Origin of the sequence: Pseudoalteromonas sp. SA25 (genome assembly GCF_011378705.1) — a bacterium.
GTDB lineage: Bacteria > Pseudomonadota > Gammaproteobacteria > Enterobacterales > Alteromonadaceae > Pseudoalteromonas > Pseudoalteromonas arctica.
Map to the genome: position 1 here is coordinate 13,847 of NZ_WTKV01000018.1, position 13,769 is coordinate 27,615.

Annotated in this window: 11 protein-coding genes; 2 read left to right on the forward strand and 9 right to left on the reverse strand. The window is 38.5% G+C overall.

The window, feature by feature from the left end:
- Positions 1-9: 9 nt before the first annotated feature.
- The 4 genes from GQR45_RS14700 to GQR45_RS14715 form a co-directional block, all read right to left on the reverse strand.
- Positions 10-753 (reverse strand): SapC family protein, encoded by a 744-nt coding sequence (locus GQR45_RS14700; RefSeq protein ID WP_165726333.1) that lies wholly within the window; start codon positions 751-753, stop codon positions 10-12.
- A 177-nt stretch (positions 754-930) separates the two neighbouring features.
- Positions 931-3,960, reverse strand: a complete 3,030-nt coding sequence (locus GQR45_RS14705; RefSeq protein ID WP_165726334.1) for a TonB-dependent receptor — start codon at positions 3,958-3,960, stop codon at positions 931-933.
- Between the two features lie 387 nt (positions 3,961-4,347).
- Positions 4,348-5,415 carry a glycoside hydrolase family 43 protein gene (locus GQR45_RS14710; protein ID WP_007585184.1) on the reverse strand — a complete coding sequence of 356 codons (1,068 nt, stop codon included), beginning with the start codon at positions 5,413-5,415 and terminating at the stop codon, positions 4,348-4,350.
- Between the two features lie 62 nt (positions 5,416-5,477).
- A complete protein-coding gene (locus tag GQR45_RS14715; protein WP_007585185.1) occupies positions 5,478-6,833 on the reverse strand; it encodes an MFS transporter in 1,356 nt (451 codons plus the stop codon).
- 364 nt (positions 6,834-7,197) lie between these two features.
- Here GQR45_RS14715 and GQR45_RS14720 point away from each other — a divergent pair, with 364 nt between their 5' ends.
- Positions 7,198-7,926: an NUDIX domain-containing protein gene (locus GQR45_RS14720; protein ID WP_007585186.1), complete on the forward strand. Its 729-nt coding sequence runs from the start codon at positions 7,198-7,200 to the stop codon at positions 7,924-7,926.
- Positions 7,927-8,016: 90 nt separating this feature from the next.
- Here the strand turns inward: GQR45_RS14720 and GQR45_RS14725 are convergent, their stop codons facing one another.
- Genes GQR45_RS14725 through GQR45_RS14745 form a run of 5 tightly spaced genes read right to left on the reverse strand, consistent with a single transcriptional unit; the run spans position 8,017 to position 11,694 of the window.
- Positions 8,017-9,939, reverse strand: a complete 1,923-nt coding sequence (locus GQR45_RS14725; RefSeq protein WP_165726335.1) for a PilX N-terminal domain-containing pilus assembly protein — start codon at positions 9,937-9,939, stop codon at positions 8,017-8,019.
- The gene (locus GQR45_RS14730; RefSeq protein WP_007585188.1) at positions 9,940-10,452 is read right to left on the reverse strand and encodes a prepilin-type N-terminal cleavage/methylation domain-containing protein; all 513 of its coding nucleotides are present in this window, start codon (positions 10,450-10,452) and stop codon (positions 9,940-9,942) included.
- Positions 10,449-10,859, reverse strand: a complete 411-nt coding sequence (locus GQR45_RS14735) for a prepilin-type N-terminal cleavage/methylation domain-containing protein (RefSeq protein WP_007585189.1) — start codon at positions 10,857-10,859, stop codon at positions 10,449-10,451. Before GQR45_RS14735 ends, GQR45_RS14730 begins: the two co-directional genes overlap by 4 nt.
- Positions 10,853-11,305 carry a prepilin-type N-terminal cleavage/methylation domain-containing protein gene (locus GQR45_RS14740; RefSeq protein ID WP_007585191.1) on the reverse strand — a complete coding sequence of 151 codons (453 nt, stop codon included), beginning with the start codon at positions 11,303-11,305 and terminating at the stop codon, positions 10,853-10,855. The genes GQR45_RS14735 and GQR45_RS14740 overlap by 7 nt, the downstream gene beginning before the upstream one ends.
- On the reverse strand, positions 11,296-11,694 hold the full coding sequence (locus tag GQR45_RS14745) for a type IV pilin protein (RefSeq protein ID WP_165721814.1): 399 nt from the start codon (positions 11,692-11,694) through the stop codon (positions 11,296-11,298). The genes GQR45_RS14740 and GQR45_RS14745 overlap by 10 nt, the downstream gene beginning before the upstream one ends.
- A gap of 581 nt (positions 11,695-12,275) precedes the next feature.
- Between GQR45_RS14745 and GQR45_RS14750 the strand changes: the two genes are divergently transcribed.
- A complete protein-coding gene (locus GQR45_RS14750; RefSeq protein WP_121954540.1) occupies positions 12,276-13,766 on the forward strand; it encodes a SulP family inorganic anion transporter in 1,491 nt (496 codons plus the stop codon).
- The last annotated feature ends 3 nt before the right edge of the window (positions 13,767-13,769 follow it).

The window sequence follows — 13,769 nt, forward strand, 5'->3', positions numbered from 1 at the left end:
GCGAAATACTTACACAGCGTGCTTTTGTAGCATAAGTTGCTCGTTTTTAAGCGCCACTAAATCACGCACATGTACTTGCGATGCAATGATCATGTATATACACGCTAAATACCCTTGCGAATGCAGCTGTGTAATTGCATCGCTACTTAGCTGGTTAAGCGAGTCTTCGTTTATTGTATAAAAACCAAGTAAGTTGTGTTTAAGCCCGTTTACTAAATCAAGCTCTAGCGATACCGATTCAAGCAAACCATGTTTAATCAAAGTTTTAATAAATGGCTGATTTTCTTGCAAACCATGATGCAGGTTATCAAGCACATTTATTATGTTTTCGAGGTAATCGCTATTCCCGCCGTGTTCTAAAAATAAGTTAATACCCTGCTTTGTTGACACTTTTGGCGAGTCTAAATCAATGCTAAGCATGCGCTCTTGCGTTGCCACACCGTTTTGCATTGTATTTTGAGTAGCGATAGCAAAAGGCAGTCGCTGCATACTTAGTGGAATATAGTGTGCTTGCCATTGCTGGTTTACTAAAAATAAGTTTTCGTCTTTATTTATCCCGTACAAACACACCGGCGAAAATGTATTTGTTGTATCGTCTTTGGTAAAAAATATTGGGTAATGTGCTTGAGCGACTCTAAATTCGCTCACAAATGTTTCGCTATACCAAACCCCGTCACCTAAGTGTGTGCTGCGTGCAGGGTTTATTTTTAAATGCTGATGTTCAACATTATTTAATAATGCATGATTGGCCATGGATTGTGTGCTCCAATTGTTGTTGTGTGCCTTTACCCACTGCTACAAATAAAATGTAACAAATAAGTTAAATTCACATTGACTATAACAGCTGGATATTATTATTACTAGGTTATTTTAGGCAAATAAAAAAGCCGCAAAATGCGGCTTTTATAAGGTTGCTACAAGAGTAATTTATTAAAAATTATAACGAACACCTAAACCGTAACGAGAGCCTGTTTGAGTGATGTTATAAATCAACTGTTGCTTACGCCCGTACGATGTTACATACTCGTCAGTAATGTTTATACCTTCAATAAATACAGTAAGTCCCTCTACTGCGGGTACTTCGTAACTTACGTTAAAGTCTATTTGGTAATACTCATCGGTGTAAATTGGTGCGGTTAAATCGCCATTTACACGACGTTCATTTAAAAACGAGTCGCGCCAGTTATACGCAATACGTGCTTGTAAGCCTTCTTTATCGTAAAAGAACACCACGTTTGCAGTATCACTTAACCCTACAAGTGCTTCTGTATCCTCTAGCGAATCGTTGTCGTATTCAAGACCCGAGTCAACCATGGTGTAGTTAAAAATACCGCCAAAGCCTGACTCACCAAATAAGTGCTGAATATTAAATTCAAAACCATCAATGGTGTATTCTTGGTCGCCATTTACAGGCACGTTTATTCTAAAGTTAATTGGATCATCTGAGTCTGGATCACCAACAATTGTGCCGCCGTCTAACTCGCCATCTTCATCAAATTTAGGTTGTACATTTGGATCATCAGCAAAGTTTTCAAATATATAGGTTCTGATATCTTCGTTAGATGCATTAGCGCCAAGTGCCGCTGTAGCAGCTCTAAACTTTTCACCATTTAATGGATCCGCTAAGTTAAATATATTTGAGTCGATAGTACCTGTAGTGATCCAATTTGTTACGTCTTTTTTAAAGTAACCAAACGAAATATAGCTACCTTCGCCGTAATACCATTCACTTGATAAGTCATAGTTAATTGATTCAAGCGGTTTAAGTCCTGGGTTACCAGAGCCACCCGAATAACCACTTAAGCTACCGCCGGTATTAATAGTTGTACCGCCTTGCAGTTGACCATAACCTGCTCTTGAAATAGTTTTGCTCGCTGCTGCGCGAATCATTACATCTTCAACAACTTCAATATTAAAGTTAATATTTGGCAGGAACTGGCTGTAATCTGCCGATTGGCTTAGCGTTTCAATACCGGTAACACCGGTTACTGATGTAGCTGTATCTTCGTTCCACTCTACGCGGCTGTAACCTGGTGCAGTTGCTTTAGAAAATACGTCTGTTTTTTCGTAGCGTAAGCCAATTTGCAGGTCGAAGAACATGCCACTCAATTCGCCTTTGTAATTTACTTGTGCAAAAGCAGACTGCGTTTTTTCTTCAGTAAAGCGGTTTGTTGCTGCATCCCAGTCGGTTGAGGCACAAAATTGTCCTTCGCCGTTTGGTCCTGCAGCTGCGCCGTCGGCTGCTTTACAATCACCATAAAGGTTATCTACGTTAGCAATAGGATCTGCGTACTCTGCTGCATTTACAATCGCATCAAAGTCGGCAAAAAAGATTGTATTAAATAAATCGTATTCGCCTTGTGTTGCAGTGCCTTCAAAATTGCCCGCCTTAGCTTGAAACTTATCTAAAATAGTATCTTGGCGCCAATCAATATCAGCAAAGTCACCCTCAACACCAACACCACCCCAATCTGGGCGCTGTACTTGTGTATGACGGTAATGGTTATTTACTTTATTAACCGCAACACCAAAGTCAATGCTTAGGTTGTCGTCAATGTAGTAGTCGCCCGAAATTTGCGTTTGATCGATTTCTGAATCGTATTTATCGTTTGCAAACCAGCTACCCGATAAACGCATAGTACTTGGGTTAAAGTTTTCAATATTACCAATAGCAATACCTGGTAAGTCGCCTGTTAAATCAAGCCCTGAGCGCGAACGTGTGTACGACGGTAACTGAATATTATTACGTGTACCGTGGCGTGGATCAGTTGCTTTCATTGATGCTTTTGAACTGTGGTGATCAAATTCTAGGTTAAGCTGATCAGACACCGCCCATTCTAGATTAAAGCCTAATGAATCTGTTTTTTCTTCGCGACCCCAAGAACCTACCGTAAGCGACGTATCGCGGTAATCGGCATCACTTTGAATGTCATAAATTTCTGAGTAAATGAGTGGGTACGCGTTAGGCTCGCCCGCCCAAACAGATTCACTTCTGTCGCCAGCGTAGTTAAACCAAACTGAGGCATCAGTGTGCTGCTCTTCAACGGTTGTTTGAAAGCCCGTGTAATCAAGGGTTGCTGTAATATTTTCAACAGGTTGATATTGAAATACCAACTGACCATTTACACGTTCACGTTGACGTTCTTCAAACACATAACGTGGTTGTTGCGGGTTTGAGTAAATGCCTGATGTAGGTCTGTTTGCTCCGCCTTCTGCGCCTGCTGGTACACCGCCCCATCCTGTATTTGTGTAATCAGATGCTCTGTAGCCTTGATCTTGAATAAACTGCTGCATACCGCTTTCACGGTCTTGGTAGCTACCTGAAATCGAAATACCAAACTTGTCATCCCCAAATGTTTGCGAATATAAACCGCTTACCTCTGGTGTAATGCTGCCCTCGTCGGTTGATTGATCGTCTACAGCTTTTACGCCAAACGATGCTTTTATACCTGGGCTATTTAAAGGTCTGTTTGTTGTTAAGTTTATAGTTGCACCAATGCCACCTGAGGTAACACTTGCGTCTGATGTTTTATAAACTTGCACGCCCGATACGCTTTCAGATGCAACATTTGCAAAATCAAATGTACGGTCACCTGTTGTATTTGGAAGTTGGCGGCCATTAATAGTAATTAAGTTATTAGCAGGTCCAAATCCACGTACTGTTACGCGGCTACCTTCACCGCCCGCTCTATCAATTGATACGCCGGTAATACGTTGTAGCGATTCAGCAAGATTGGTATCAGGAAATTTCCCCATATCCTCAGCCGAAATTGCATCGACAATACCAGAAGAATCGCGTTTAACATCCATAGAGCGCTGCAATGAACCTCTAATGCCTGTTACTTGTATTATTTCTACATCTTCGTCAACAATGGTTTCTGCAGCGTAGCTTTGGTGAGGAAGCGTAACGGTACCCATTGCAGCGAGTATGGCTGTTGAAATTATCTTTTTCTTAAACATCATGATGCCTTTTTCTTATTTAATTATTATTGACGTACTGCAAGACTTTAAGAATTACTCGAAACATAATTGTAAACTATTTGTTTCATTTTACGGTCAATAAATAATTATTGTGTGTGTATGTTTTAAACGTTTTACAAAGACCACAACCAGTTTTAAACATGTGCTACTCAACTAGAAACCATTAAGTAACAGGATGTTTATGCTAATTCTTTGTGCTAATTTTTTGCTTTAAAATATTTTCATTTTGTCATATGTCCTCAGCTTCCTCTTATTTAGACCATTAACAAAATAAATTAATGGTCATATTGACTATATCTTTTTTGTGCAAATAAAAGCTGTAGCGGTGCTTATGCAGATAATTTGCATTGTTTATAACTATTTTTGTTAAGCGTGTTCATATGGGCTTATTGTTTGAATTTTTCCGTTTGAGTCGTGTTCGAGCTTAGCCATTTTCATACTGCGTAAATGGGTTTGCCCGCCCGACAACGTACTGTCGTGATAAAATAAAAACCAACCATCATTGTGCTTAACAATTGAGTGATGCGTAGTCCAACCAAGTACTGGGTTTAAAATAACGCCCTGATAGGTAAATGGTCCGTATGGATTATCGCCCGTTGCGTATACAATTTTGTGTGTATCGCCCGTTGAGTACGAAAAGTAATAAACACCGTTGTGTTTGTGTACCCAAGGGCCTTCAAAAAAGCGGCGGTTGTTATCGCATACTGTAATTGGCGAGCCGCTTTCATCTAGTACAACAACCTCTTTTACGTCTTCGCTTAGGCTGATCATATCTTCCGATAATTTTGCAACGCGCGCAGGAATTGCAGGTTCACCATTTTTTGGATACGTGCTTTGTTCATTAAATTCGCTGGTTTGCCAATTTTGTAATTGGCCGCCCCACAAACCGCCAAAATATAAATAATGGCTTGAGTCATCATCTTCAAATACAGCAGGGTCAATACTAAACGTCCCTTGAATGTAATCATCTTCGGCTTTAAATGGACCTGTTGGACTATCACTTTTTGCAACGCCAATTCTAAAAATACCTTGCTGATCGCGCGCCGGAAAATAAAGGTAATACTGACCAAGTTTATGCGCAGCATCGGGTGCCCACATTTGCTTGCTTGCCCATTTTACGTCGTCTACACAAAGTGCTACGCCATGGTCTATGGCTTTGCCTGAGCTTTCGTCAAGGGAAAACACATGGTAGTCGCGCATTGCAAAGTGGTCGCCGTTATCATTAATTTCATTTTTCGATTCAATGTCGTGCGATGGATAAATATACACTTTGCCGTTAAACACATGCGCAGACGGATCGGCGGTATACATGTGATCAACTAATACATTATGATTTTGTATTAACGAGTTGGCTCGTTGTAAGTCTTTTAACTGTTTAAGTTCAGCGTCACTTAATCCATTAGATGGCGGTGCTGCTTGTGCTGTATTTTGCATTTTTACTCCTAGTATTGCCTGCCCACTTTGCACTTTTAAAAGGTGTAAAATGGGCTGCTAAATTAGTTTATGGTTTTGTTATCAGCCAGCTGCGTTTGAATGCGCTTTACCTCAGGCTCGGTAAGTTTGTAACGTGTTATAAAAATTAAACATGCCACGGTACAAATTACTGGAATACCAGCAAAGGCGAGTAAAATGCCTGATAACGTGTGTTCTGATTGCTCTTGATTAGGCACGTATGCATAGCCAGATAATATCCACCCTGCAATAGCACCGCCAATTGCAAAGCCTAGTTTTATTGCCAATAAATGACCCGAAAACGTAACAGCGGTTAACCTGCGACCAATTTTTAATGCGCCGTAGTCAACCGTATCTGCCACCATCGAAAACATAATTGGGGTAATTATCATGTGGGCAAAGTTAGCAATAAAGTAGACGATAAAAATTGTGACTATGGCGTCGCTCTCAAGTACGTAAAACATGCTGTGAGAAATAATTACGACCACTAAAGCGACTATAAATAGTGTTTTCTTTTCAATAAATTTGGTTAAAAAGTTGGTAGACACAGCGCCTAGTACTGAGCCAATTGCTGAGAGTGTTAAAAAGTTAGAAGTAAGTGAGGCTTCTCCTACGTAGTACTTAATATAATGCGGTGCTACTGAAGCTCTAACGCCAATTAATATTAATGTTGCTAGGCTTATAACGGCTATAACAACCCATTGATCGTTTTTAAATAAGCTTAAAAATTCAAGGAAGGCATTCTTTTTACTTTGCGCGGGTTTAACTTGTTTGGTTTCTTTGGTCATTTTAAAACACAGTAAAAAACAAGCCGCTGCAAGTCCGCCTAAAAACACCATGGCTAGCGGGTAACCAACTACATCGTCGCCGTCGCCAAAAAAAGCAACTAGCTTAGGCAGTGCCCATACAATTACAAGCAGTGCAGCCATTGCCATTGCAAAGCGGTATGACTGAAGCGATGCACGCTCTTTAGGGTCGTTTGTCATTACTGCGCCAAGTGCGCCGTACGGTATATTAATGGCGGTATAACACGTCATTAATAGCCCGTAAGTAAAGTAGGCATATATAAGCTTGCCCGTAGAATCAAAATCTGGAGTTATGAATGCTAAGCAAGCAAACACACCGTAAGGCACGGCTAAAAATAATATATATGGGCGGTAAGAGCCCCAACGGCTGCGCGTTCTATCGGCAATGCTGCCCATTATAGGGTCGGTAATACCATCAAATAAACGAACCGCTAATAATAAGGTACCCGCAGCGGCTGCAGATAAACCGTAAACATCGGTATAAAATATCAACATAAAGTTAGCGACCATTTGAAATACAATATTACTGGCTGTATCACCAAGGCCGTACCCTATTTTTTCTTTAATTGTGAGTGTGTGTTTTGTGTTGTTCATGTGTGCTCAATTTTCAATGCAAATCGATATAGTCAAAAATACTATATGCATTTTTAGCGCATGTAAACATTTATGTTACATTTTTAATCAGCCAGTAATTTATTTAATACATGGCGCTAATTAAGCGTTAAATTTACTAACATACAAAGGTATTATTCGTTCAATAAAAAACCAATACCAAACCAAAGTCGAATATCGGCGTTAACGCGTAAAAACAGGTACAGTGTATAAAGTGATTAATTAAATAGATGTGATTGTTTTAAATAGGAATTATAAAAGCTTTTTATTTGCGCTTTACCCACCTTTTATATACCCTTAATAGTCTTTATAACAATATCTTCGTATAGCTTTGGCTGAGTAATTTATGCACTATAAAACATCAAACATTTCTAACAACATCGACGAAGAATCGATTCCTGATGACTGCATTAGTAATCTAACCGTAGATAATATTGTATTTGCTATTCATGAAGGTAAGTTAAAGGTGTTGCTGGTTAAATATAACCGCGGCCTTGCAACAAGCCAGTGGGGTTTAATTGGTCATTGGGTTCGTAAAGATGAAAACTTAGACCTTGCAGCTTTACGTGTTGTTAAAAGTACGACCGGTGTTGAAAACCTGTACTTAGATCAGTTAGGTGCTTTTGGTAACGTAGACCGCTACCCTGCTAGACGCATTATTACTATTGTTTATTATTCGCTCGTTCGCTTTGAAGAAACCAACCTTGTGAGCGGCGATAATGCTTTAGAATGTGAATGGTTTGATGTAAATAGTGTACCGGCTTTAATGTTTGACCATGCCGATATTTTAAAAAGTGGCTTAGACTACTTACGCTATAAAGTAAGGCACGAGCCTATTGGTTTTAGCTTACTCCCTGAAAAATTTACCCTGCTTGAGCTACAAGGAATTTACGAGTCGATTTTAAATAAATCACTCGATAAACCTAACTTTAGACGTAAGTTTCAAAAAATGAACTTACTAATAAACTGCAAAGAAAAACAAACAAATGTAGCTCACAGAGCCGCGACTTTGTACCGTTTTGACATAAACGTGTACGAAAAATTAAGAGAGTTTGGTTTTACGTTTGAGTTTTAAATAAGCAAATCTTGAGCAAAGTAATTAATTTAATAATCCTGATAGATTCCCTTATAGAATTGGGCTTTGAATAATGACCTAATAGCTTTGTTATTCATTGCTTTTTTCAACGGGGGTAAAGCGCCATCCTTTGAAAACTAATTTGCTTGCAGATCCATTACCACCAGATGAAGAACCACCAAAACTGGCTTCATTTAATGCCGTGTCAAAGTGAATACCACCGGCGCCGCTTACAATAACAGTATCTCCTAAAATAGACCCTTTAAAACCAACTGCTGAAGTAACTTTAACTTGTGAAAGTGGTGCGTATATAACAGCATAAAGCTCTCGTGTACCACCTGAAAACTCTATTCCAGTATCATTTCCACTGTAAGAACTATAAATACTAAAAACGGGCCTGCCTTCATTTGTAATCCCATTGTCAGGTGCGTAAACTTGTGCCCCATTTCCTATCTTAAGCTTTCCTTTAATTATGATAGTTAAGCTGCTGTTATCAGGGATTGTTAGCGAACTTGCGCCATTCATTGTAAAATCACCATCTACAAACATAACTGCATTATGATTACTTTTTACCTGCATTCGGCCTTTAATTGTTACATCATCAAAATAAAATATTTGAGTTTCTGAATCAAGGAAAGTTGCAGCTTTAGCAGTGATGGTACCATCTGGAGTGCTTCCAAAGTCTACTAAAAAGTTAGCCGTGTTAGTTTCTAACTCGAGTAAGTCACCAGCTCTGCTATTGTTATTTATAAAAAGGTCAGGGCTTGTCGTATTAACTGACACGCTATCAATTGCTGTTGCAATATCAAGTGGATCACACGCAGTTAACCCTCTATTATTTTCACTTTCTGGTGTTATTTTTTCAACTGGCTCAATAGTTGGTATTGATATGGCTGTACTTGATACTTTATAAGGTGAAAGAGCATACTCTAGTGTGTCGCCCTTAAAAGAGCCATTACCTGCGTATCTAAGGTCTTTACTATCAATAGTACTGCCCCACTGTTTAAGCGTCACATTACCTTGAACACGTACTCCACCGTATACACTTCCCCCTGTTTGCTCATAATTACCGGAGGTATACACCCCGTGCCATATTGTTGTTTGATTAAGAGCGACTAAATCATATGAACGAATTGTTCCTTGGACTGCTTTACCTGTAATAGAAATTGGACCTGATGAACTAATATCACCACCAACTGGAGTTTGCTTTACTGATACAGATTGGTTTGCTGAAATACTACCTGAAACAGTACCACTACTTTGTGTGAAACTTAAATATGCCGATGCATCCCCTCCAACGACCACGCCACCAGAGAGTATTAAATTTCCATTACTATGAATATTGCCTGTAATATCAGCACCTTGAACAATTGATAAATTACTAGAGGATAGAACATTACCTTCAATTGTACCGCTACCATTGAGCGTAATATCACCAGAGTCGTTAACTGTATTAACAAAAGATTCTTCTGATGTATTTTTGTTACCATCAGCTAGTGTGTCGTTATAATCCCCTAAAGACGAATCATAGCTATCAATTAAGCCACTTCCACTAATTGCAACACCAGAACATCCTGTAATTCCATTCGAAAAAGCTGAGGCACTGCTGGTCGTTCCGCCCCCACCAGCTACATATTCGAATATAGCTTGCATTTGATTTTCACCTTCAAAGCGAGTACCTTCGCTAGAAATTAAAATATCGCCATTACTGTCAATCTCAATGGTTGCATTGTATATACTAGATTCAAGCGAACTTGTACCAGAAACTTCACTATTATGGGCTATTAAATCGTTAATATTTATAGTCGGGTCTGCAAGCATTGCTGTTTCTAGTTTTTCAATACTTGAAAATACCCCTTTCTCAGACATCAGCCTTGCGTTCAATTTTTTCTGAAAATTACCACTCAAGCGCTCCTGGATCACACTATCTCTAAGAGTACTAAGTACAACAATTGAAGCCATAGATGTTAAAATAAGTACAGTAACAAGTGTAAAACCAGATGTATTTTTCATTTATTGAAATGCCTTATTCATTACCATTTGCGACAAAGATATATCAATCACTAAGCTGTTATTGAATTGGCTTGGTAAGTTTGTAGGTTCTACAAGGACACTCACTACGTTGTTATCAATTACGTAGCTAATTGCATTAACACCTTTTAATATTTTTACTTTCCCATTCCCTACATCACAAAATAATGAGTCATCTTCATGGCTATATTTTTCGATAAATGGCGCACTAATAGTTAAGCCAGTACAAGCAGATGACCCCATCTCTTGCTCAACACTTAGAATATTATTTGTGTAAGTAGGGACTGAGTTGGTTTGTTTTAGACTTCGTGTAAATACTTTACTGCTAAATCGGATTACATCTAATGCATTTTCTAAATCTTTTGCTGTGCTGGTACTGCTATTAATTGAAGAATAAGCCAGACTCACACCGCCTAATAGAAACATACCTGCAGCAAGTGCAACCATAAGCTCTATTAAAGTAAAGCCTTTATGTTTATTTATTAGATGTTTCATGGCGTGCAACCATCAGGTAGTGTTGGGAAGCTTCCTGTAATTACAACGCGATTTTCTAAGTTGTCAGTCAAACGCTTATCTTGCCAGGTTACTTCAACCGATAAATCATTTGAAAAGTTAGCAGGTAGAGTGAGTGTATATGCATCAATTTGTGGGGATAAATAATTTCTAAAGTCAGTATCGTTGTACAAACTTGGATCTGTTTGTTGTAGCTCGCATAAATGAGGCCAAATACGCTCTAAAACATTATTAGCCTCAATTATTGACACCGTATAATTAAAGCTGTTTGTAATATATTGCAATGATTTTAGTTGACCTGAAGCAAGCCCTAACAATGCAACCGTCGCGACAATTAAAGCAACCATAACTTCTAAAAGAGAAAACCCTTTGCTGTAATTTATTAGCATGTCTCTGGGGCCTCAACTAACCAACTTTGTCCACTTTGTAAAATACATAAAGTAAAGTCGCCAGTTGTACTGTCCTTATCGCTCACCAAGATTTGATACATTTGGCCTAATTCACCCGTACTTGAAATATTAATATTCTTTAAATCTACAGAAATGCTGCTATGTGTAGTTTCAAAAATATTTAACGTGGTTTGCGTCGAATTAATAGCAGTTTTTACTAGCCATTGTTTATTCAACGTTTTGATAGAAACACTTTGATCTCTTTTAATGGCTTCACTACGCGCAAATTTAAAAACACTGTGCAGTTGATTCGAATTTGTAACTAATCTATCCCGCTTTATAAAAGTAATAAACGAAGGAGTCGCAACTGCAGTTAAAATACCAATAATGGTCATCGTGATTAAAACTTCGAGTAAAGTAAAACCAAGGCTTTTTTTTACCAGCATTTAGATTTATCTGCTGACTTAGTACCACTTTGATTTACAGACAACTTGCCACACTCATCACTTTTCTGAGCACCTTTAGGTGTAACTTGTATTGTAAATTCAGACCCATTTGAAGCGCCTGTAGTTGCATCGGTTGTATAGCTAAAGGAGTAATAATCTGAGGTAGGAAAAGTAAATGTATTTGGGTAACCACCAACACGAGTGTATTGCCTTTCTAAAACAGCTGTTTGCTGTAGTAAAACCTGTTGGATATCAGCTCTTCGACTTTGTTGTATGTAACTCGTATAACTTGGAAGTGCAATTGCATATAAAATCCCGATAATAGCAATTACTATCATTAATTCAATAAGGGTAAAACCGTAAGGTATCCTTAATTGCTCCGTTTTCACTTATTTAATTTCCATTATTTATATCAAACATGTTTTATTTTTACGTAAAATAAAAAGTAATTTGGAGTTTTTTGAAGAATGTATAATAGCGACAAGTTACATCTTGTCAACAATATAACGTTAGAATATACAGAAGCATTTATTTAACTCCAGTTACGCACCAGATTAAATAAAAAAACGTTTGAGTGCACTAAAACAGTGCAAATAACGAGTGTTTTAAATAACATAGTATTATAATTACCTTAATAGCTCACTGTTAATATACTAAGTTATTTTATATAATTAATAACTTATTTATTGTATATGTTTCTAAAATGTAACTAGGCTTTTATTCATCAGCCGTAACCTTCTATTTTTCTATTCGCTAGAAACAAACTTTTTCTTATGTTATTTTCACGTAGCTAGTAAATTAATTAATCAAAAAGGAGCTTTTTACTTGAAACTTACGCCGCCCTAGGCAACCACTCCCTTTTTCATCAGCACGTTGCGTGCACCCTTAATCGCCATCTGCGCGAGAATCATTGTTATTTAAATAAAATACTCCCCTATACTTTGGGAAACTAACTAATTAGGTTTATTACATGTTTGATCACGTAAAAAGAGATTGGCTCTCTAATGTTCGTGGTGATGTGCTTGCTGGTATTGTTGTGGCGCTTGCCCTAATACCGGAAGCTATTGCCTTTTCTATTATTGCGGGTGTTGATCCTAAAGTGGGTTTATACGCCTCATTTTGTATTGCGGTTATTATTGCCTTTGTAGGCGGTCGCCCAGGCATGATATCGGCGGCTACCGGTGCAATGGCGCTGTTAATGGTAACGCTGGTTAAAGATCATGGTCTGGAATACTTACTGGTTGCTACCTTACTTACCGGTGTACTGCAAATATTTGCAGGCTTTTTAAAGCTTGGTGAGTTAATGCGGTTTGTATCGCGCTCTGTTGTTACAGGGTTTGTAAACGCATTAGCGATTTTAATATTTATGGCACAGTTACCTGAGCTTACCAATGTTACTTGGCATGTTTACGCCATGACTGCTGCAGGCTTAGGTATTATTTACTTATTCCCATACATTCCAACTATTGGCAAAATACTTCCCTCTCCTTTAGTGTGTATTGTTGTTATTACACTGGTTTCACTGTTTTTGGGTCTTGATATAAGAACCGTTGGCGACATGGGCGAACTGCCAGACACCCTACCTATATTTTTATGGCCCGATGTACCACTAACACTCGAAACACTGCAAATTGTTTTACCGTATTCAATTGGTCTTGCGGTTGTGGGCTTACTTGAATCAATGATGACCGCCACCATTGTTGATGACTTAACTGATACAACGAGCGATCGTAATAAAGAATGTAAGGGCCAAGGTATTGCTAATATTGGCGCAGGTTTATTTGGTGGTATGGCGGGTTGCGCCATGATTGGACAGTCAATCATCAACGTTAAATCGGGCGGTCGTGGACGACTTTCAACCTTTATTGCTGGTTTATTTTTAATCATCATGGTGGTGTTTTTAGATGAGTGGCTGCGTTTAATTCCTATGGCTGCATTAGTTGCAGTAATGATTATGGTATCGATTGGTACGTTTTCGTGGGCATCAGTTAAAGATTTAAAAAAGAACCCTCTTTCATCAAACGTAGTGATGATTTCAACCGTTATTGTGGTTGTTGCCACGCATAATCTAGCCATTGGTGTTTTAGTTGGCGTATTGCTAGCTACGTTGTTTTTTGCGAACAAAATTGGTCGCTTTATGGTTGTTACAACTAAGCACGATGAAACTAAAAACCTAGTAACTTATGAAGTTGTAGGCCAGGTATTTTTTGCCTCAGCTGAGCAGTTTATAGCGTCGTTCGATTTTAAAAATGCGGTTTCTAACGTAGTAATTGATTTAACCCATGCCCACTTTTGGGATATAACCGGTGTATCGTCACTCGATAAGGTGGTTATTAAGTTTAGACGCGAAGGCGCAACAGTTAATATTGTTGGTATGAATAGCGCAACCGAAACAGTTGTTGATAAGTTTGGCGTACATAACGACCCCAAAGAAGTCGATAAACTACTTGGCGGTCATTAAGGA

Coding starts and splice junctions, on each gene's coding strand:
- GQR45_RS14720 (WP_007585186.1), top strand. CDS start 7,198: ATGCACTATAAAACATCAAACATTTCTAACAACATCGACGAAGAATCG.
- GQR45_RS14735 (WP_007585189.1), bottom strand. CDS start 10,859: ATGCTAATAAATTACAGCAAAGGGTTTTCTCTTTTAGAAGTTATGGTT.
- GQR45_RS14710 (WP_007585184.1), bottom strand. CDS start 5,415: ATGCAAAATACAGCACAAGCAGCACCGCCATCTAATGGATTAAGTGAC.
- GQR45_RS14725 (WP_165726335.1), bottom strand. CDS start 9,939: ATGAAAAATACATCTGGTTTTACACTTGTTACTGTACTTATTTTAACA.
- GQR45_RS14715 (WP_007585185.1), bottom strand. CDS start 6,833: ATGAACAACACAAAACACACACTCACAATTAAAGAAAAAATAGGGTAC.
- GQR45_RS14730 (WP_007585188.1), bottom strand. CDS start 10,452: ATGAAACATCTAATAAATAAACATAAAGGCTTTACTTTAATAGAGCTT.
- GQR45_RS14750 (WP_121954540.1), top strand. CDS start 12,276: ATGTTTGATCACGTAAAAAGAGATTGGCTCTCTAATGTTCGTGGTGAT.
- GQR45_RS14705 (WP_165726334.1), bottom strand. CDS start 3,960: ATGTTTAAGAAAAAGATAATTTCAACAGCCATACTCGCTGCAATGGGT.
- GQR45_RS14700 (WP_165726333.1), bottom strand. CDS start 753: ATGGCCAATCATGCATTATTAAATAATGTTGAACATCAGCATTTAAAA.
- GQR45_RS14740 (WP_007585191.1), bottom strand. CDS start 11,305: ATGCTGGTAAAAAAAAGCCTTGGTTTTACTTTACTCGAAGTTTTAATC.